Annotated in this window: 16 protein-coding genes; 9 read left to right on the top strand and 7 right to left on the bottom strand. The window is 70.7% G+C overall.

Translation table 11 applies throughout. The features are described from left to right. Positions 1 to 89 precede the first annotated feature (89 nt). The 3 genes from HKK74_RS06900 to fusA all read left to right on the top strand — a co-directional run bounded on the left by HKK74_RS06900 (position 90) and on the right by fusA (position 3909). Positions 90 to 1082: a Fic family protein gene (locus HKK74_RS06900; protein WP_312881307.1), complete on the top strand. Its 993-nt coding sequence runs from the start codon at positions 90 to 92 to the stop codon at positions 1080 to 1082. A gap of 174 nt (positions 1083 to 1256) precedes the next feature. Beyond that, positions 1257 to 1673 (top strand): hypothetical protein, encoded by a 417-nt coding sequence (locus HKK74_RS06895; protein WP_187242216.1) that lies wholly within the window; start codon positions 1257 to 1259, stop codon positions 1671 to 1673. Between the two features lie 142 nt (positions 1674 to 1815). Beyond that, a complete protein-coding gene (gene fusA / locus HKK74_RS06890; protein WP_187242215.1) occupies positions 1816 to 3909 on the top strand; it encodes an elongation factor G in 2094 nt (697 codons plus the stop codon). Positions 3910 to 4054: 145 nt separating this feature from the next. Here the strand turns inward: fusA and HKK74_RS06885 are convergent, their stop codons facing one another. Continuing rightward, a complete protein-coding gene (locus HKK74_RS06885; RefSeq protein WP_187242214.1) occupies positions 4055 to 5032 on the bottom strand; it encodes an AraC family transcriptional regulator in 978 nt (325 codons plus the stop codon). Positions 5033 to 5121: 89 nt separating this feature from the next. Here HKK74_RS06885 and HKK74_RS06880 point away from each other — a divergent pair, with 89 nt between their 5' ends. Further along, complete coding sequence (locus HKK74_RS06880) at positions 5122 to 5955, top strand: NmrA family NAD(P)-binding protein (protein WP_187242213.1); 834 nt, start codon at positions 5122 to 5124, stop codon at positions 5953 to 5955. A 41-nt stretch (positions 5956 to 5996) separates the two neighbouring features. Here HKK74_RS06880 and HKK74_RS06875 read toward each other — a convergent pair whose 3' ends face one another. From HKK74_RS06875 to HKK74_RS06865, 3 genes are all read right to left on the bottom strand, one after another. Beyond that, entirely contained in the window at positions 5997 to 6497 is a 501-nt protein-coding gene (locus HKK74_RS06875) for a TIGR03618 family F420-dependent PPOX class oxidoreductase (protein ID WP_187242212.1), read from the bottom strand. Positions 6498 to 6549: 52 nt separating this feature from the next. Then, positions 6550 to 8037: a DHA2 family efflux MFS transporter permease subunit gene (locus HKK74_RS06870; protein ID WP_187242211.1), complete on the bottom strand. Its 1488-nt coding sequence runs from the start codon at positions 8035 to 8037 to the stop codon at positions 6550 to 6552. Between the two features lie 78 nt (positions 8038 to 8115). After that, positions 8116 to 8604 (bottom strand): MarR family winged helix-turn-helix transcriptional regulator, encoded by a 489-nt coding sequence (locus tag HKK74_RS06865; protein ID WP_187242210.1) that lies wholly within the window; start codon positions 8602 to 8604, stop codon positions 8116 to 8118. A 433-nt stretch (positions 8605 to 9037) separates the two neighbouring features. Here HKK74_RS06865 and gdhA point away from each other — a divergent pair, with 433 nt between their 5' ends. Then, positions 9038 to 10429 carry an NADP-specific glutamate dehydrogenase gene (gene gdhA, locus HKK74_RS06860; RefSeq protein ID WP_187242209.1) on the top strand — a complete coding sequence of 464 codons (1392 nt, stop codon included), beginning with the start codon at positions 9038 to 9040 and terminating at the stop codon, positions 10427 to 10429. A 25-nt stretch (positions 10430 to 10454) separates the two neighbouring features. Here gdhA and HKK74_RS06855 read toward each other — a convergent pair whose 3' ends face one another. Further along, positions 10455 to 11078 carry a 3'-5' exonuclease gene (locus HKK74_RS06855; RefSeq protein WP_187242208.1) on the bottom strand — a complete coding sequence of 208 codons (624 nt, stop codon included), beginning with the start codon at positions 11076 to 11078 and terminating at the stop codon, positions 10455 to 10457. 204 nt (positions 11079 to 11282) lie between these two features. Here HKK74_RS06855 and HKK74_RS06850 point away from each other — a divergent pair, with 204 nt between their 5' ends. Next, positions 11283 to 12194 (top strand): helix-turn-helix domain-containing protein, encoded by a 912-nt coding sequence (locus tag HKK74_RS06850; RefSeq protein WP_187242207.1) that lies wholly within the window; start codon positions 11283 to 11285, stop codon positions 12192 to 12194. Here the strand turns inward: HKK74_RS06850 and HKK74_RS06845 are convergent. Then, positions 12163 to 13074, bottom strand: coding sequence for a LysR substrate-binding domain-containing protein (locus HKK74_RS06845; RefSeq protein WP_187242206.1), 912 nt, complete (start codon positions 13072 to 13074; stop codon positions 12163 to 12165). The two genes, HKK74_RS06850 and HKK74_RS06845, sit on opposite strands and share 32 nt — an antisense overlap. Before the next feature lie 99 nt (positions 13075 to 13173). Here HKK74_RS06845 and HKK74_RS06840 point away from each other — a divergent pair, with 99 nt between their 5' ends. After that, positions 13174 to 14442 carry an aminotransferase class I/II-fold pyridoxal phosphate-dependent enzyme gene (locus HKK74_RS06840; RefSeq protein WP_187242205.1) on the top strand — a complete coding sequence of 423 codons (1269 nt, stop codon included), beginning with the start codon at positions 13174 to 13176 and terminating at the stop codon, positions 14440 to 14442. A 153-nt stretch (positions 14443 to 14595) separates the two neighbouring features. Next, the gene (locus HKK74_RS06835) at positions 14596 to 15372 is read left to right on the top strand and encodes a dioxygenase family protein (RefSeq protein ID WP_187242204.1); all 777 of its coding nucleotides are present in this window, start codon (positions 14596 to 14598) and stop codon (positions 15370 to 15372) included. 13 nt (positions 15373 to 15385) lie between these two features. On the opposite strand, the gene HKK74_RS06830 is transcribed toward HKK74_RS06835, so the two are convergent. Continuing rightward, entirely contained in the window at positions 15386 to 16768 is a 1383-nt protein-coding gene (locus tag HKK74_RS06830; protein WP_222721951.1) for an MFS transporter, read from the bottom strand. Between the two features lie 85 nt (positions 16769 to 16853). On the opposite strand from HKK74_RS06830, the gene HKK74_RS06825 reads away from it, so the two are divergent. Beyond that, positions 16854 to 17381 carry a winged helix-turn-helix transcriptional regulator gene (locus tag HKK74_RS06825; RefSeq protein ID WP_187242203.1) on the top strand — a complete coding sequence of 176 codons (528 nt, stop codon included), beginning with the start codon at positions 16854 to 16856 and terminating at the stop codon, positions 17379 to 17381. Positions 17382 to 17405: the final 24 nt, after the last annotated feature.

Raw genomic sequence — 17405 nt, 5'->3', positions numbered from 1 at the left:
TTATCAACTTGTCGAGGCCGTTCTGTCGCGCGGTCGGCCATTAGATGTGGAGGTGTGACGTGGGCAGGGGACGACCGAGCAGAGCGGTCGTGTACCAGCGGCTCGACAAGGCTCTGGCCGAGCTGGACCAAAGGTACGGCGGTCTGCCGGACCCACGTGAGGCACGGGCGATTTGGGACGACATCTGGCATCTGGAGGCTCATCACTCGACCGCCCTCGAAGGGAACACGCTGGTGCTGCGCGAGGTGCAGCTGCTGTTGGATCAAGGGCGGGCCGTCGGCGCGAAGTCTTTGAAGGAGTACAACGAGGTCCGTGGATATGCCGATGCCGCGCGATGGGTCTACCGGCAGGCGCTCGAGCCCGGGGATTGGCACGACGGAAGACTCCTGACGGTCGGGGAGGTGCGTCAGATCCATCACATGGCCATGACGCCCGTTTGGGACGTCGCGCCGCATCCTGATGCCACCAAGCGTGAGTCGCCAGGGAACTTCCGAGAACATGACATACAGCCGTTCTCCGCTGGCATGGTGCCGCCAGCCTGGCCGCTCGTCCCGGCTCGCTTGGAGGAGTGGATCGGGCAGGTCTGCCTGCTGGGCAAGGAAGCTGGTGCAGACGGCGATGGCCAGCCTCTTACGGAGCGCCTCGCGCGGTTGCACAACACCTTCGAGCAGGTGCACCCCTTCATTGACGGGAACGGCCGAACCGGCCGGCTGGTCCTCAACCTGATCTTGGTGCGCTTGGGATACCCGCCCGTGATCATCTTCAAGAAGCAGCGAGACGCATACCTGATGGCGATGCAGCGAGCGGACGTCGGCGACCCCGGATCGCTGGGTGAGCTGATCGCACGGGCGATGCATGACAACCTGAACCGTTTCATCGTGCCCAACGTGGCAGGACCGGCCCGCATGGTTCCCCTTGCAGCGCTCGTCGATGAGGAGTTCTCGCTCCCTGCCCTCCGACAGGCGGCACAGCGCGGGCGGTTGGAGGCGTTTCAGGGACACGATGGGATATGGCGCAGCTCCCGCAAGGCCGTGGACGCATACCGGGAATCAAAACACCGGCGGATGCCTAGGCAGGAGTGAATGACGAGGGTGTGTCGGCGAGGTGCACCCCTTCATTGAGGCCGGGCCGGTCGTGGTGGGGCGGTGGTGGATGGACGCTGGACCTGCATCCCGCAGGCCGGAACCGGCCGCCGGTGCCCACCGCCACCTCGCGGGCGAGTGGACAATCATGGTCGGCGACGAAAGGACCCGATCATGTCCACTCCTCCCCGCCCTCCCCGTGCCACCCTGCCGGTCCGCTACAACCGGCCGTTCGCAGGGCTGTTCCTCGCGCTCGGCTTGATCAACTTCCCGCTCGGGCTGCTTGTGCCCGGCTCATTGATCAACTTGTTGCTCAGTGCGCTGTTCATCGTGCTCGGCGCGCTCTTGCTCGGCCGCACGTACTTCACCTACACCACCCACACTCGGACGCTCGAGGTGATCGCCCCGATCGGCACCCGTCGCTCGTTCCGGGGGGCGGGCGAGGACACCCTCATCGTGGAGGGGAAACGGATCGTCCTTGTACGAGCAGGCGGCAAGCGCAAGAAGCTGCCGGTCAGCCGGTGGATGTCGCACGCCGAGGAGTGGGACGCCGTCGTCGAGGCCATCGGTCAGACGCCGAAGGCCGTCTGAACCGGCCCAGTACTCGCCGGCGATAGGCCTATAACCGGCGATAGGTCCATAAATGACATGCGCATTTCGCGCGGGCATTCGATACTCGTGGCCGAGTACGGCCGGTCGTCGAACCCCATCGAGCAGAGAAAGGACCGCCCCCATGGTCACCATCACCCGACTGGATCTGGCCAAGGTCCGCAATATCGGGATCATGGCGCACATCGACGCGGGCAAGACGACGACCACCGAGCGCATCCTGTTCTACACCGGTGTCTCCTACAAGATCGGTGAAGTCCACCAGGGAAACACCGCCATGGACCACATGGCCCAGGAGCGGGAACGCGGCATCACGATCACGTCGGCGGCGACGACCTGCCACTGGCCGGTCGACGGCGCCGAACACACCGTCAACATCATCGACACCCCTGGCCATGTCGACTTCACCGTCGAGGTGGAGCGATGCCTGCGGGTGCTCGACGGTGCCGTGACGGTGTTCGACGGGGTCGCCGGGGTGGAGCCGCAGTCCGAGACGGTCTGGCGTCAGGCCGACAAGTACGGCGTCCCGCGGATCTGCTTCGTCAACAAGCTCGACCGTGCCGGCGCCGACTTCCACCGCTGCGTCGACATGATGGTCGACCGGCTCGGCGTGGTCCCGCTGGTCCTGCAGTTGCCGATCGGAGCCGAGGCCGGTTTCACCGGCGTCGTCGATCTGGTCCGGATGAAGGCGTACGTGTGGTCCGCCGAGGCGGAACTCGGCGAGGCCTATGACGTCGTCGACATCCCGGACACGCACGTCGAGGCGGCGGAAAAGTGGCGCGGCAGGCTCCTGGCGGCGGTCGCCGAGCACGACGAGGAGACCATGCGGCTGTACGCGGACGGTCTGGAGCCGTCCGAGGAAGGGCTCCATGCGGTGATCCGGCGGGTCACCATCGCGTCCGGCCGGTCGAAGGGCACCACGGTCACACCGGTGGTCTGCGGCACCGCGTTCAAGAACAAGGGCGTTCAGCCCCTGCTCGACGCGGTGGTGCGCTACCTGCCGTCCCCGCTCGACGTCGGCGCCGTCGACGGCGAGAGGGGTGTCACGCGCAGACCGTCCGACGACGAGCCGTTGGCCGCGCTGGCTTTCAAGATCATGACTGATCCGCACCTGGGCAAGCTGACCTTCGTCCGGATCTACTCCGGCCGCCTGGAGTCGGGCGCCGCGGTGCTCAACTCGGTGAAGGGCAGGAAGGAGCGGGTCGGCAAGATCTACCGCATGCACGCCGCCAAGCGGCAGGAGATGGGATCCGCGGGCGCGGGCGACATCGTCGCGGTCATGGGGCTGAAACAGACCACGACCGGCGAGACGCTGTGCGACGACCGTGACCCGGTGGTCCTGGAGTCCATGGACTTCCCGACGCCGGTCATCGAGGTGGCCATCGAGGCCAGGTCCCGTGGGAACGGGGAACGGCTTCGCCTGGCGATCCAGCGGCTCGCCGAGGAGGACCCCTCGTTCCAGGTGCACACCGACGAGGAGACCGGCCAGACCGTGATCGGCGGGATGGGCGAGCTGCACCTGGAGATCGTCGTCGACCGGATGGAGCGCGAGTTCGGGGTCGAGGCGGACGTCGGCCGGCCCCGGGTCGCCTACCGCGAGACCATCCGGAGACCGGTCGAGAAGGTCGACTACACGCACAAGAAGCAGACGGGAGGCAAGGGGCAGTTCGCCAAGGTTCAGATCTCGATCGAACCGATCGCGGAGGGCTACGAGTTCGTGAACAAGGTCACCGGCGGCCGTGTGCCGAAGGAGTTCATCCCTTCGGTGGACGCCGGCTGCCAGGATGCGATGCGATTCGGCATCCTGGCCGGCTACGAGATGGCGGGCGTACGCGTCACGCTTCTCGACGGCGCCTTCCACGAACAGGACTCCTCCGAGCTCGCGTTCCGGCAGGCCGGCTTCCACGTGTTCAAGGAAGCCGCCCGCCGGGCCTCGCCGGTCCTCCTGGAACCGGTGATGGCCGTGGAGGTCACCACGCCCGACGGCTACCTGGGTGAGGTCATCGGCGACCTGAACGCGCGTCGCGGCCATATCCAGGCCATGGACGAACGGGCCGGTGCCCGGATCGTCCAGGGGCTGGTGCCGCTGTCGGAGATGTTCGGCTATGTCGGCGATCTCCGTAGTCAGACGTCGGGCCGGGCGAGCTACTCGATGCAGTTCGACTCGCACGCCGAGGTTCCGCGCAACCTGGTCGAGGCGATCATCGCCAAGGCGTGACCTGGGGGCATTCCGCCGCCGTACAGCGGCGGAATGCCCTCGGCCCCGGTCCCACGCCGCTGTGGCGCGGGACCGGTGTAGCGTGCCTGGCCCGTCCTGCCGGCCGCCCGGTGCGGGGCCGCGGATTTCGTCAGCGGCTTCAGCTTCACACCAGTAGGCGAGACCCGCCGTCGAGACCGGGAATCCTAGCCGCGTCCCGGTATTCGCTGGGGCTGACGCCCCGGAGCCGCTTGAAGGCCGCGCTGAAGCCGAACGCGTCGGCGTACCCCACCTGTTGCGCCACGGCGGCGACCGTCGCGGGCGACTCGGCCAGCAGGTCGGCGGCCAGCGCCATCCGCCACTCCGCCAGGTAGGCGAGTGGCGGTTCGCCCACGAGCTCGGTGAACCGTTTGGCCAGCGTGGTCCGCGACACCGCCGCCTCGGTGGCCAGGGAGGCGAGCGTCCACGGCCGGCCGGGCGCGTCGTGCATGGCGCGCAGCACCGGGCCCACCACGTCGTCGACCAGCGCGCGGTACCACGCGGGAGGGGCGGCCTCGGGCCGGTCGAACCAGTCCCGCAGCGTGCACACCAGCAGCCAGTCCAGCAGGCGGTCCAGCACGATCTGCCGGCCCGGCCGAGGCCTGATGAGCTGTGCCTCCAGATAGTCGCGCAGCGGGGCGCAGTCGTCGTCGTCCGGTATGAGCACCAAGGACGGCAGCACCCGCAGCAGCCGCCGGGCCACCTCGCCCCTCACGTGGTACGCCCCGGCCAAGAGCACCGTACGACCCGTCAGGTCCGCGTCCGGCTCGTCCAGGCCCGCGCCGCCGCACCGCACGTCCCGCGGCGTCCTCGCCGGCGCGGCCGCCCTCGGCTCGCCGGCCGCCAAGGGCTCGCCGGGGATGAAGGGCTCGTCGGAGAAGATGAAGGGCTCCGGACCACGGACCACCGCCACTTCGCCCAGCCGTAGCGGCCGCGGCTTCCCCTCTCCTTCTCGGCCGATCCAGCCCTCGCCGCGCAGCGGTACGCACAGTGTCAGGGACGCGCCGTCGGTGAACCGCAGCGCCCACGGCGGCGACAGCACCGATCTGCCGAAGACGGCGCCGTCGCCGCGTACGCCGCGAAGAAGATCGTCGAAGGGGTCCATAGCGCCACGATAGGCGGCCGGACGATCGGACATGACCGGCGAACGAACGGCCATGTCCCACCCCGCTCCTGGCCGGTTGACTCGTGGTCATGACGAATCATGCGAAAGAGATCCTGGTGCTGGGAGCGACGGGCAAGACCGGGCGCCGGCTGGTCCCGCGGCTGCGTGCGGCGGGCGAGACGGTACGGGCGGCGTCCCGGTCCGGCGAGGTGCCGTTCGACTGGTCGCGGCCGGCCGGGTGGGAGACCGCTCTCCAAGGCGTCTCGGCGGTCTACCTCGTCGCCCCGGACGACCCCGCGCCGATCCACGACTTCGTTGAGCGGGCGGTGAAGGCGGGTACGGGTCGCTTCGTGGTGCTGTCCGGACGGGGCATCGAGCTTGTCGGCGACGACTTCGGCGAGGGCATGGTGGTGGCGGAGCAGGCCGTGCGCGACTCCGGCGCCGAATGGACGATCATCCGGCCGAACAACTTCAACCAGAACTTCGACGAGGACCTCTGGCACGAGCCGCTGAGGTCCGGCCGCCTCGCGCTGCCGATGGGCTCCACGCCCGAGCCGTTCATCGACGTCGAGGACATCGCGGAGGTCGCGGCGACCCTGCTGACGAGGGACGGGCACGCCGGAGAGGTGTACGAGCTGTCCGGCCCGCGCTCCCTGACCTTCGGCGCGGCGGTCGAGACGATCGGGCGTGCGGCCGGCCGGTCGCTCCGGTACGTGGAGCTGACGCCGGGGGAGTACCGCGACGAACTGCGCGCCCAGGGCCTTCCCGAGCCGGTGGTCAAGGCCCTCGACGCGCTGTTCGCCCTGCATCGCGAGGGCCACACCGCCGAGCCGGTCGACGGAGTACGGCGGGTGCTCGGCCGCGACCCGGTGGACTTCGACGTCTACGTCGCACGCGCCGCGGCCGCCGGCGCGTGGTCCTGACACCGTGCGCGACATCGTGAGCGTGACGCCGGGCCGAAGGGTCATCCCCCGGTCGACAGGTCGATCGCGGTTCCGTACAGGCGGGACACCCGCAACCTGACCACCAGGCGCTGATCGGCGACCATGTTCGCCAGGAAGGCGGCGGTGTCCTCCGGCCGCTCGAGGGCCGGGTGCATGGCGAGCAGTTCACGCCCGGTCTCGTCGCCGGGCGTGCTGCTCACCGGCGACAGTTCGGCCCGGCCCTCCGCGACGACGAAGGACATGTGGTCGGCGCTCGAGACGTACAGGGCACAGCGTGGGTCCCGGCGCAGGTGGCGCACCTTGACGCGCTCGGCGGTCGTGCTGACGCGCGCGACACGTTGCTCGGGGTTCCAGGTGTATGCCACGGTCGAGAGGTGCGGGTGGCCGTCGCGCTTGACGGTCGCGAGGGCTCCCATGCCCTGCGAACCGAGCATCCGCGCGAATTCGTCGCCTGAGAGGGCCACGGCGCCGGGGCCTCTGCCCGGCCCGTAGGGGTTCTCGCCGGTCGATGTCCCACTCATGCCGGTCGTCTCCATGTTCTGCTCCGGCCGTACTTGGGGAGTCGGGGAGGGGTCACGCCGGGGTGGGGCACGCCGGCTCCCTGGTGGTCTCCTCGGTGGCGGCCGCCTCGGGCGCTTGCGGGCCGGCGGAGGCTCCCGGCTGCCGCAGGACGGTGGCGGCCAGGACGAACCCGGCGACGGCCAGGCCCGCGCCGATGCCGAAGGCGAGGTGGTACCCGCCGGTCAGCGCCGACGCGGTGCCGTGCCCGTCGGCGAGCAGGTCCTCGGTGCGCGTGGCGGCCAGCGTGGACAGCACCGCGACGCCGAGCGCACCGCCGACCTGCTGGGTGGTGTTGAAGAGACCGGAGGCGACGCCGGCGTCGCCGGGGCCGGCACCCGACATCCCGAGGGAGGTGAGCGCCGATATGGCCAGGCCGAACCCGCCGACGAGGAGCATGGTCGGCAGCAGGTGCACGACGTAGTCGGCCTCGACCGGCAGGCGGGTGAGCAGGCTGAGCCCCGCCGCGACCAGGACGAGCCCCGCGAGCAGCATGGTGCGTTCGCCGAAGCGCGCGTTGAGCCGGGCCGAGAGGCCGAGGGACACCGCGCCGATCGTCATTGCCGCGGGGAGCAGCGCCAGGCCGGTGCGCAGGGCGCCGTAGCCGAGCACGTTCTGCATGTAGAGGGCGACGAGGATCTGGAACCCGAAGGCGGCGGAGATCAGCAGGATCTGGATGAGGTTGGCCCCCGAGACGTTCCGTGACCGGAACATGCGCAGCGGCAGGAGGGGGGTGGCTGCCGTGGCCTGGCGTACGACGAAGGCGGTGAGCAGCAGGATCGCGAGGGCGGCCAGGCCGAGCGTGCGGGCTGAGCCCCAGCCGTGGCGCCCGGTCTCGACGATCGTGTAGACGCCGAGCATCAGCCCGGCGGTGACCAGGAGGGCGCCCAGGGCGTCGGCCCCGGCGCGCAGCCCGCGTCCCCGGTCGGAGTCCAGCACCCGCAGGGCCAGGACGGCGGCCGCGACGCCGATCGGCAGGTTGATGAAGAAGATCCAGTGCCAGCCGATGGCCTCGGTGAGGATGCCGCCGAGGACCTGACCGATCGAGGCGCCCGTGGCCCCGACGAAACTGAAGGCGCCGATCGCCTTGCCGCGCTCATGCGGTTCGGGGAACAGCGTGACGATCATTCCCAGGCTCACCGCGGAGGCCATCGCTCCGCCGATGCCCTGGACGAACCGTGCGGCGATCAGCATCTCCGGGCCGGTGGACAGTCCGCACAGCAGTGAGGCGGTGGTGAACAGCAGCAGGCCCGCGATGAACATGCGCTTGTGGCCGATCAGATCGCCGAGCCGTCCGGCGAGTAGCAGCAGCCCGCCAAAAGCGATCATGTACGCGTTGACGGTCCAGGTCAGGCCGGCCGGTGAGAACCCCAGATCGTCCTGGATGGCCGGCAGCGCCACCGTCACGATGCTGCCGTCGAGGATGATCATCAGCATCCCGGCGCAGAGCACGATCAGGGCTGCCCGGCGCGATCGGGAGGCGGGAGGTGCGGTGGGGGACATGGCGTCCTCTCCTGGTCGACGAAGCGTCACAGGAGAGACCGTAACAGATGATTTTGTTATAGACGATCCGCTGTGGATCTAAATTCTCTTCTGTCGTGCCCGCCGTACCGGCCGCGGCGACTCCGCCGGCGTGGACAGGTGCCCCTCGGCCAGCCGGGTCAGCGCGTCGACGAACACCTCGCGATGCTGCTCCGGAAGCGCCTCGAGTACGTCGCGGTGTACGCGGTCGCCGATCCGGGTGCCCGCCTCGACGACCCGCGCGCCCTCTTCGGTGACCGAGATGATCCGGGCCCGGCGGTCGGTGCTCGACGGCCGGCGCTCCGCGAGCCCCGCCTTCTCCAGCTGGTCGACCGTCACCACCATCGTGGTCTTGTCCAGGTCGGAGATCTCGGCCAGCTCGATCTGGGTGCGCTCCGCCTCGAGGGCGTGGAACAGCACGCAGTACCCGCGCGGCGTGATCCCGAGCTCGCTGAACGCCGCCGTCATCTGGGTGGACAGCACATGGCCGGCATGCGTGAGCAGATAGGACAGGTCGGCGACGGTTCGCGTGGGCGCACTCGTGGTCATGGCCTTGAGTCTACCCAGACTGGTCCATTACCAGATTATCTTCGTACGGACCACCGGATTGGCGATGGCGGAACCGAAGGTGACTCCGTCGGCGGAGATCGGGATCCTGGACCCATGCCGAACGGTGTCACCGGTCAGCAGCGCCACCCGGCCGGCGAGGTCCATAAGGCGGGGTCCCCCGCGTCCCGAGTGCGGGTTCTCCCCGCTCGACCAGGGGTTACACGAATATGATCGAACGGTTCGGAACTCCATCGGCGCATCCGCGCCACGGGACACCCGGGGGTGAACCGGTCGTCGATGGCGATCTGGCACGGGTCCGGTCCGGCCGCGTCATCTGAAACGGCGCGGGCGATGACCGCTGCCCTGGAACGCTTTGAAAGCTGCGCGATGCACTGCCGCTCCACATTACCGACCTGTAAAGGAGTCTTCACGCATGTCACCGTCATCTCAGACGGCGCACTACCAAGAGCAGGAGCACGGGCTTCCCACCCCCGAACTGAGCTCGATCTACTCCGCGGTCATGCGACGCAACCCCGGCGAGCCGGAGTTCCACCAAGCGGTCCTGGAGGTGCTCGAGACGCTCTCTCCGGTGCTCGCCGCCCGGCCGGAACTCCTCGACGCCAGGGTCATCGAACGGGTCTGCGAGCCCGAGCGCCAGATCATCTTCCGGGTGCCCTGGCAGGACGACTCCGGCCGGGTGCACGTCAACCGTGGCTTCCGGGTCGAGTTCAACAGCGCGCTCGGGCCGTACAAGGGCGGGCTGCGGTTCCACCCGTCGGTCAACCTGGGGATCGTGAAGTTCCTCGGCTTCGAGCAGATCTTCAAGAACGCCCTCACCGGCATGAACATCGGTGGCGGCAAGGGGGGCGGCGACTTCGATCCCAAGGGCCGCTCCGACGCCGAGGTCATGCGCTTCTGCCAGTCCTTCATGACCGAGCTCAGCCGCCACATGGGCGAGCACACCGATGTCCCGGCCGGCGACATCGGCGTCGGGGGGCGTGAGATCGGCTTCCTGTTCGGCCAGTACCGGCGGATGACCAACCGCTGGGAGGCCGGCGTCCTCACCGGCAAGGGCCTCGGCTGGGGCGGTTCGCAGGCGCGGACCGAGGCCACCGGATACGGGAACGTCCTCTTCATGACCGAGATGCTCAAGACGCGGGGCGAGGACATGCACGGCCAGCAGGTCGTGGTGTCCGGCTCCGGCAACGTCGCGATCTACTCGATCGAGAAGGCCCAGCAACTCGGGGCCAACGTCCTGACCTGCTCCGACTCCGGGGGCTACGTCGTCGACGACAAGGGCATCGACCTCACCCTCCTCAAAGAGATCAAAGAGGTCGAGCGCGGCCGGGTCGCCGACTATGCCGAGCGCCGTGGCGCCTCCGCCAGGTACGTCGCCGGCGGCCGGGTCTGGGATGTTCCGTGTGACGTCGCGTTGCCGTCGGCGACCCAGAACGAGCTCGACGCCGACGCCGCGCGGGCCCTGGTGCGCAACGGCGTCAAGGCCGTCTCGGAGGGGGCGAACATGCCCACCACCCCGGAGGCCCTGCGGGTCCTGCGGGAGGCGGGTGTGATGTTCGGCCCGGGCAAGGCGGCGAACGCGGGCGGGGTCGCCACGAGCGCGCTCGAGATGCAGCAGAACGCGGGCCGGGAGTCGTGGTCGTTCACCCGTACCGAGGAGCGGCTGGCCCAGATCATGCGCGACATCCACGAGACCTGCCGCGAGACGGCCGAGCGGCACGGCGTGCCGGGCGACTACGTCGCGGGGGCCAACATCGCGGGTCTCGAGCGCGTGGCCGACGCCATGCTGGCCCAAGGCCTCATCTAGGAACGGTGCCGGGTAACGGTGTCGATCAAGGATCGTGGTGTGTGGGGGTGCTCTGATCCTTGATCGACATCGCCGTGGTCCAGGGGTTGCCCGGCTGCCCCTCCAGCCGGGCGGCCATCTCGAGCACGAGGGCCGCGATGTTCCAGGCGTCGTCGACCCCGCTGTGGTGGCGTCCCTCCAGGGGAAGCCCCGCATGCGCGAGCGCCCCTTTCATACCGAGCCGGCGAGACAGCCCGTACACCTCGGAGAACGTCTTCTTGGCGTTGGTGTGCCGGGAGCCGAAGGGGTAACGGGCGCCACCGGCGCCGCACTGGCGCTCGAACTGGCGGCGGTCGTAGTCGCCCCAGCTCGCCCAGGCGCGATGACGCGAGTAGTGATCGCGTTCTAGGATCCGGCACGCCTCGCGGAAGCCGACGCCTCCGTCGACCTCGTCCTGGGTCAGCCCGGTGAGCTCGGTGCAGAACTCGCCGACCGTGGAGCGGGCCGGCCGGACCAGCACCCGGTGGCGCGAGACCCGTTCCCGGGACGCCAGGTCCACGACGCAGAGACCGATCTCGATGATCTCGCTGACCTGACCCGCGGGCGGCGCGCCCGGCCAGCAGGTGGCTTCCACATCGACGACGTTGAGGAAGCGTCCGTACGGCTCCATGGCGGACACGCTAATGATCGCTGCTCCGCCGCGCCGCTCATTTTCGCCGCGCTCGCCGGTACCGCCGGGCCGGATGGGTGATCTCGCGCTTCCGGACACTCGCGCTTCCGGACACCGGCGCCAAGGCCCGTGGCGCGCGCCCGGTCGCCCGGCCTCGTTGACCGGTTTGAGGTTCCACCTACTGGAAGGTGCACAGTCGTGCCCATGACCGAAAGCGCGGAGCTCTTCACCATCGGGCGGCTGGCCCGCCGCACCGGCGTGTCCGCGCGGACGATCCGCTTCTGGTCGGACGCCGGCCTGGTGCCGGCCAGCGCGCGATCGGCGGCCGGTTACCGCCTCTACGACGCCGAGGCGGTGGCCCGTCTCGACCTCGTACGGACGCTCCGTGACCTCGGGCTGGGTCTCGACGCCGTACGGGAGGTCCTGTCCCGGGCCACCACGCTCGCCGAGGTGGCCGAGACGCACGTCACGGCACTGGACGCGGAGATACGAACCCTGCGGCTGCGCCGCGCCGTTCTCAGGACGGTCGCCAAGCGCGGCAGCACGATGGAGGAGGCACAACTGATGAACAGGCTGGCCAGGCTGTCCGCCGAGGAGCGGCAGCAGATCATCGACGAGTTCGTCGACGGGATCGCCGAGGGGATCGACCCGGAGGCTCCGGCGATGGGCATCGCCCGCAGCATGCGGCAGCTGCCCGCCGACCTGCCCGACGACCCCGCGCCCGAGCAGGTCGACGCGTGGGTCGAGCTGGCCGAGCTCGTCGGAGACGAGGACTTCCGGCGGCGGGTCAGGGAGATGGCGGTCGCCGGCGACGGGGCCGATGAGCTCGAGTTCGGGCTCGACCACCACTCGGTCGTTGAGCACGCGGGCCCGGCGCTCGCGAGCGGGATCGCGCCCGGTTCGGCCGAAGGGCAGGCCGTACTGCGCCGGATCGTGACCGCGGACATGCCCGCCGAGCAGCGGGCCCGCATGCTGGAGCAGCTGGAGACGTTCACCGACGCCCGGGTGGAGCGGTACTGGCAGCTGTTGTCGATCCTCAACGGGCGCGTCCCGCAACCGGCGGCCGTGCCCTGCTTCGAATGGCTCATCGCGGCTCTGCGCGCTCACGCCGCCTGAGCACGCGTAGCACCGCCTGGACCGCCGGGCGGTCCCGGCTGCCGGCGCGCAGGAGCGCGACCACGTCGCGTCCCACGCCGTCGGCCGCCGGCTCGAGCGTCGTGACGTTCGGCCACCGGTCCACGTCGCTCGAGGCCGGGATGAGGGCGACGCAGTGGTCCGCTGCGACCAGGGCGGCGACGACGGCGTAGTCACCGCTGCGGTGCACGATGTCGGGGGTGAACCCGGCCTGGCGGCACAGCGAGGGCACCAGCTGCCCGAAGTAGGTGCCGCGGTCGCCCGCGATCCAGCGTTCGGTCGCGAGGTCGCCGATCCGGACCGGCCCCGGCCGGCCGGCCAGCGGGTGAGCCGCGGGCACCGCGAGCCGCACGGGGTCGCGGAACAGCGCCTCTTGGCGCAGGCCACCGGAGACGCGCAACGGCGTGGTGTCGTACGAGGGCACGACCGCGAGGTCGATCTCGCCGGACGACACCGCGACGAGCGCGTCCTCGGTGGTGAGGCTGCGGCCCTCGACCCGCAGTAGCGGGTGCTCCTCCCGCAGCTCGACGAGGACGCGCGGGAGCACGTGGATCGCCATGGTCTGTACCAGGCCGACCCGGATCGTGCCCGACAGCGTCCCGTGCAGCCGCTCCATGGCGGCGCCCGCCTCCTCGATCTCGCGCAGCACGCGTTCGGCGCGGATCGCGAGCTCGACTCCGGCCTCGGTCAGGCGCAGCGTGCGCCCGACCCGTTCGGTCAGCGGCGTCCCGGCCGCCCGCTGGAGCGTCGCAAGCTGGTGGCTGGCCGCCGACCGGCTGAGGAACAACGCCTCGGCGGCGGCCGTCAGCGTTCCCCGCAGCCGCAGCTCGTGCAGCAGCCGCAGGGCGGGTACGGACAGCATTGGTGCACCATATCGAACAGTTCACGGCAGAAAGTTGAGCTTGTCCGGTCCTGACCGTCCTGATCTGCTGGAGGTCCACGCACCATCAATGGAGGCGCCGTGACCGACACAGACCCGAGCCGTACAGACGGGCTGCCGTACCCGCCCGGGGCGATCCTCGCCGACACCCAGGCGCACCTCGACAAGCTGGCGGAGGCCTGGCGGCACATCCAGCGGCGGCGTGCGGCCGGGCTGCCGCTGCACAACGCCAGCGGGCTGGAGCGGGGCCTGCCGTTGCCGGCCGACGTCGACCCGTGGCTCCTCGACGACGAATGGGCGGGTGCGCTGTGCGCCGAGAAAGTGCGCGAGCTCGGGCTCGGGCACCTCGGCGGGACGCCGGACCGCCATGACGTCTTCGTCACCAACCGCCTCACGGCCGCGCTGTACGCCGCCTTCCAGATCACCGTGCGTCCCGGTACGACCGTGGTGGGCGTCTCGCCCAGTTACAGTCATCCGGCCGTGGTCCGCGGGGTACGCGACGCGGGTGGCGTGCTGGTCGACACGGTGGGCGCCGACGCCTTCGAGCGGGCACTGGACGAGCACGGCGACGAGCACGGCGACGTGCCGGTGGTCGTGCTCACCCGGCTCGCGGTCACCTATGAGGCGCTGCCCGAGAAGGAGCTGAACCGGGCCGTCGAGCTGGCGCACGCGCGTGGCGCCATCGTGATCGTCGACGACGCGGGCGGCGCCCGGGTCGGTCCCGCCGTGCTGGGTCAGCCGCGCACCCTCGAACTCGGCGCCGACCTCGGGGCGACGGGCATGGACAAGTACGGGCTGGCCGGTCCCCGTGTCGGCCTGCTCGGTGGCCGGACCGATCTCGTCGCCAAGGCGCGGGCGCGGGCGTTCGAGCTCGGAACCGAGTGCCGGCCGATGCTCTACCCGGCGGTGGTCCGCAGCCTGGAGGGCTACCGGCCGGAACTGGTACGCGAGCTGGTCGCATCCACCCGCGAGGTCGGGGAGGCGCTGCGCGAGCGGCTCGGCGACTGGGTGGAGCACACTCCGTTCATCACCCGGCTGCCCGGTGAGGGTGTCCGCGACGAGCTCGCGCGCCGGGCCGGGGCGCAGAGCCTGGAGCTGGCCGCGATCGAGGCGACCGCCGCCCTGTCGATGATCCTGCTGCGCGACCACGGGCTTCTCACCGTGCACTTCGCGGGCATGCCGCCCGGTACGGCCGCGCTACTCATCAAATTCCTGCCGGCCCGGGTCATCAGCGCCATCGGCGGCCCGGAGGCGTTCGCCGCGGCGGTCGACGGCGCGCTGGACGAGGCCGCCGCAGTCGTCACCGATCCGGCGGCCACCCGCCGCCTTCTGCACGGGGCTCAGGCCTGACGTGCCGTACCGCGGGCGGACGCCGGCCGCCGCACCGGTGCCGTCCGCCCGCAGTACGGCGGGCAAGGGCATGGGCAGGGACAAGTCATTGAACTCTCAAGCACTTTGACCTACAGTCGACGGTATGAAGTTGAAGCTTCAAGGACCGTTGCTATGACGCGAGCGCCCGTGCTGTATCTGAGTCATGGGGCACCGCCGCTGGCCGACGACACGCTGTGGACCCGCCAGCTCGCCGACTGGGGCGGCGAGCTGGCCCGGCCGGCGGCCGTCCTGATGGTGTCCGCGCACTGGGAGGAGGCGCCGCTGACGCTGGGCGCGACCCGCACGGTGCCGCTCGTCTACGACTTCTGGGGCTTCCCCGAGCACTACTACCAGGTCACCTACCCCGCGCCGGGTGCGCCCGAGCTGGCGGGCAAGGTCCGCAAGCTGCTGCGGACGGCGCAGACGCCCGTGCACGACGATCCGGGGCGAGGGCTCGACCACGGCGCCTACGTGCCGCTCGCCGAGATGTTCCCCGGCGCGGATGTACCTGTGCTGCAGATCTCCATGCCCACCCTCGACCCCCAGGGTCTGTACGAGGTGGGCCGCAGGCTCGCCCCGCTGCGCGACGAGGGCGTGCTCATCGTGGGGAGCGGTTTCTTCACCCACAACCTGAGCGGCCTCGATCCCTCACTGGCCTTCGACCAGGCCCCCGGCTGGTCGAAGGAGTTCGACGCCTGGGGTCGCGAGGCGCTGGCCGCCCGGGACGTCGACGCCCTGCTCGACTTCCAGCGCAAGGCGCCGAGCGGCCGTATCGCCCATCCGCGCACCGAGCACTTCGCGCCGCTGTTCGTCACCCTGGGCGCGGGCGAGGCCGATCAGGAAGCGCAGCGCACGGTCATCGAGGGCTTCTGGTACGGCCTGGCCAAGCGGTCCATCCAGATCGGCTGACGCTCGGATCCGGTCACCGGGCGGCCGGTGTCCGGCCCGACAGCAGAGCGGCGGCCGCTCCGAGCGCAGCGCCGCCGGCGGCGGTCGCGATCGCGATGTCGGTGCCGTGCACAAGGCCGGCGGCCCCCGTGATCGCCACAACGATCGCGACGCCGAGTGACGACCCGATGTAGCGGGCGGTGTTGTTGGCCCCCGACCCCATGCTCACGCGGTCGGCGGGCACGCTCTCGACGGCGAGCCGGGCGAGCGCGGCGTTGACCAGCCCGCTGCCGAGCCCGGCGACCAGCAGCCCGGCGGCGGTCTGCGGCCAGGGACGGTGCGTCGCGAGGCCGAGGAGCGCGACGTTTCCGGCGGCGGCGAGCGCGAGGCCGAGGGCGAGCTGGTGGTCGCCGCGCATGCGCAGCCTCCTGGCCTGCAGCGCGGTGACGAAGGACGCGCCCGACCAGATGCTGAACACTCCCGCGCTCGTGAGCGGGCTCTGCTTCAGCGTGTGCTGCAGGACGGTCGGCAGGTAGCTCATCGGGCCGATCACGGTGAGCCCGGTGACGAGGGCTCCGCCTGTGGCGGTGAGGAACAGCGGCCGCCGGAAGAGCGCGAGGTCGAGCATCGGCTGCGCGATCCGCCATTCCACCGCCACGAAGGCGGCGATCAGCAGGGCCGCCGCCGCGAACAGCAGCGTCACCTGCGGGCGGGCCCAGCCGGCCCGGCCTTCGGTGACGGCTCCGAGCAGAGCAGCCAGCCCGAGGCCGAGCGTCACCACTCCGCCGACGTCCAGGCGCCGCGTACGGGCGGCTCGCGACTCCGGCAGCCGCAGCCCGGCGAGGACGATGGCCGCGGCGCCGCCGACGAAGATCCAGTAGCCGGCCCGCCAGCTGCCCGCCTCGGCCACGAGACCGGTCACCACCGGCCCGAGGGCGATGCCCAGCCCGATCATGGCGCCCCAGAGGCCCGTGGCGCGGACCCGCTCCGCACCGGCCGGGAACGCGTGCCCGATCAGGCCCAGCCCGGCCGCCAGCAGCGCGGCGCTCGCGGTGCCCTGGACCACCCGCGCGGCGACGAAGACGAACGTGCCGGTGGCGACCGCGCACACCACGCTGGCCACCGCCAGCACGCCGGCGCCGACCACGAACACGCGCTTGCGCCCGTAGTCGTCGGCCAGGCTGCCCGCGACCAGCAACAGCGCCGCCAGCCCGAGCGCGATGCCGTTGAGGATCCAGGTCTGCCCGGTCGCCCCCGTGCCCAGGCCGGCCGAGATCTCGGGAAGCGTGGTCATCGGAGCGGTGTAGTTCATCAGGACCAGCAGCGTCGCCGCGCACACCACGACCAGGGTCGTGGTGCCGCGTCCCTCCGGGCTCTCGGTGACGGTCCCGCCCGTTCCGATCGCGGTCTGCGCCACGGCCCCTCCAAGGTTCGTTCACTGAACTCCAGGGACTGTAGCAGTGTTGGTTCGGTCAACGAATCGACTGGGGTAGCCTCGTCGTGTGGCGCTCGGCAAGGACTACGCAGGGCAGGACTGCTCGCTGGCGCGGGCACTCGAGCTCGTGGGCGAGCGATGGACGCTGCTCGTCGTACGTGACGCGTTCTACGGCGTCCGCAGGTACAGCGACTTCCTCGCTCACCTCGACATCCCGCGCGCCGTCCTCGCCGAACGGCTGCAGGCGCTCACGGCGGCCGGCGTCCTGGACAAGCGGCGCTACCAGCACGCGCCGCCGCGCGACGAGTACGTCCTCACCGAGATCGGCCGTGAGCTGTGGCCGGCCCTCCGTGCGCTGTCCTCGTGGGGTGCGCGGCACCTGTCGGACACCGGGCCGAGCCGGGTCTTCTCCCACGTGCACTGCGGCACGCCGCTCGGCCGTTTCGGCGAGTGCCCCTCCTGCGGGGATCCGGTGCCCCCACAGGACGTGGAGGTGCGGCCCGGACCAGGTGCGGGCACCCGTGACGACCCGGTGAGCCGCGCGCTACGGCAGCCGCACCGGCTGCTCGAGCCGCTCTTCGGCGCCCCCTCCTGAACCCGCCCCGTTGCGAAGGGAGCG

The sequence above is a fragment of the Actinomadura alba genome (assembly GCF_014323705.1).
Lineage (GTDB): Bacteria > Actinomycetota > Actinomycetes > Streptosporangiales > Streptosporangiaceae > Actinomadura_C > Actinomadura_C alba.
The sequence above is the reverse complement of the archived record's forward strand: the minus strand, read 5'-3'. Positions and strand labels throughout refer to the sequence as shown.

Bases quoted from the DNA above. Each gene is read 5' to 3' on its own strand.
- HKK74_RS06895 (WP_187242216.1), top strand. From the start codon at position 1,257: ATGTCCACTCCTCCCCGCCCTCCCCGTGCCACCCTGCCGGTCCGCTAC.
- fusA (WP_187242215.1), top strand. From the start codon at position 1,816: ATGGTCACCATCACCCGACTGGATCTGGCCAAGGTCCGCAATATCGGG.
- HKK74_RS06885 (WP_187242214.1), bottom strand. From the start codon at position 5,032: ATGGACCCCTTCGACGATCTTCTTCGCGGCGTACGCGGCGACGGCGCC.
- HKK74_RS06880 (WP_187242213.1), top strand. From the start codon at position 5,122: ATGACGAATCATGCGAAAGAGATCCTGGTGCTGGGAGCGACGGGCAAG.
- HKK74_RS06875 (WP_187242212.1), bottom strand. From the start codon at position 6,497: ATGAGTGGGACATCGACCGGCGAGAACCCCTACGGGCCGGGCAGAGGC.
- HKK74_RS06870 (WP_187242211.1), bottom strand. From the start codon at position 8,037: ATGTCCCCCACCGCACCTCCCGCCTCCCGATCGCGCCGGGCAGCCCTG.
- HKK74_RS06865 (WP_187242210.1), bottom strand. From the start codon at position 8,604: ATGACCACGAGTGCGCCCACGCGAACCGTCGCCGACCTGTCCTATCTG.
- gdhA (WP_187242209.1), top strand. From the start codon at position 9,038: ATGTCACCGTCATCTCAGACGGCGCACTACCAAGAGCAGGAGCACGGG.
- HKK74_RS06855 (WP_187242208.1), bottom strand. From the start codon at position 11,078: ATGGAGCCGTACGGACGCTTCCTCAACGTCGTCGATGTGGAAGCCACC.
- HKK74_RS06850 (WP_187242207.1), top strand. From the start codon at position 11,283: ATGACCGAAAGCGCGGAGCTCTTCACCATCGGGCGGCTGGCCCGCCGC.
- HKK74_RS06845 (WP_187242206.1), bottom strand. From the start codon at position 13,074: ATGCTGTCCGTACCCGCCCTGCGGCTGCTGCACGAGCTGCGGCTGCGG.
- HKK74_RS06835 (WP_187242204.1), top strand. From the start codon at position 14,596: ATGACGCGAGCGCCCGTGCTGTATCTGAGTCATGGGGCACCGCCGCTG.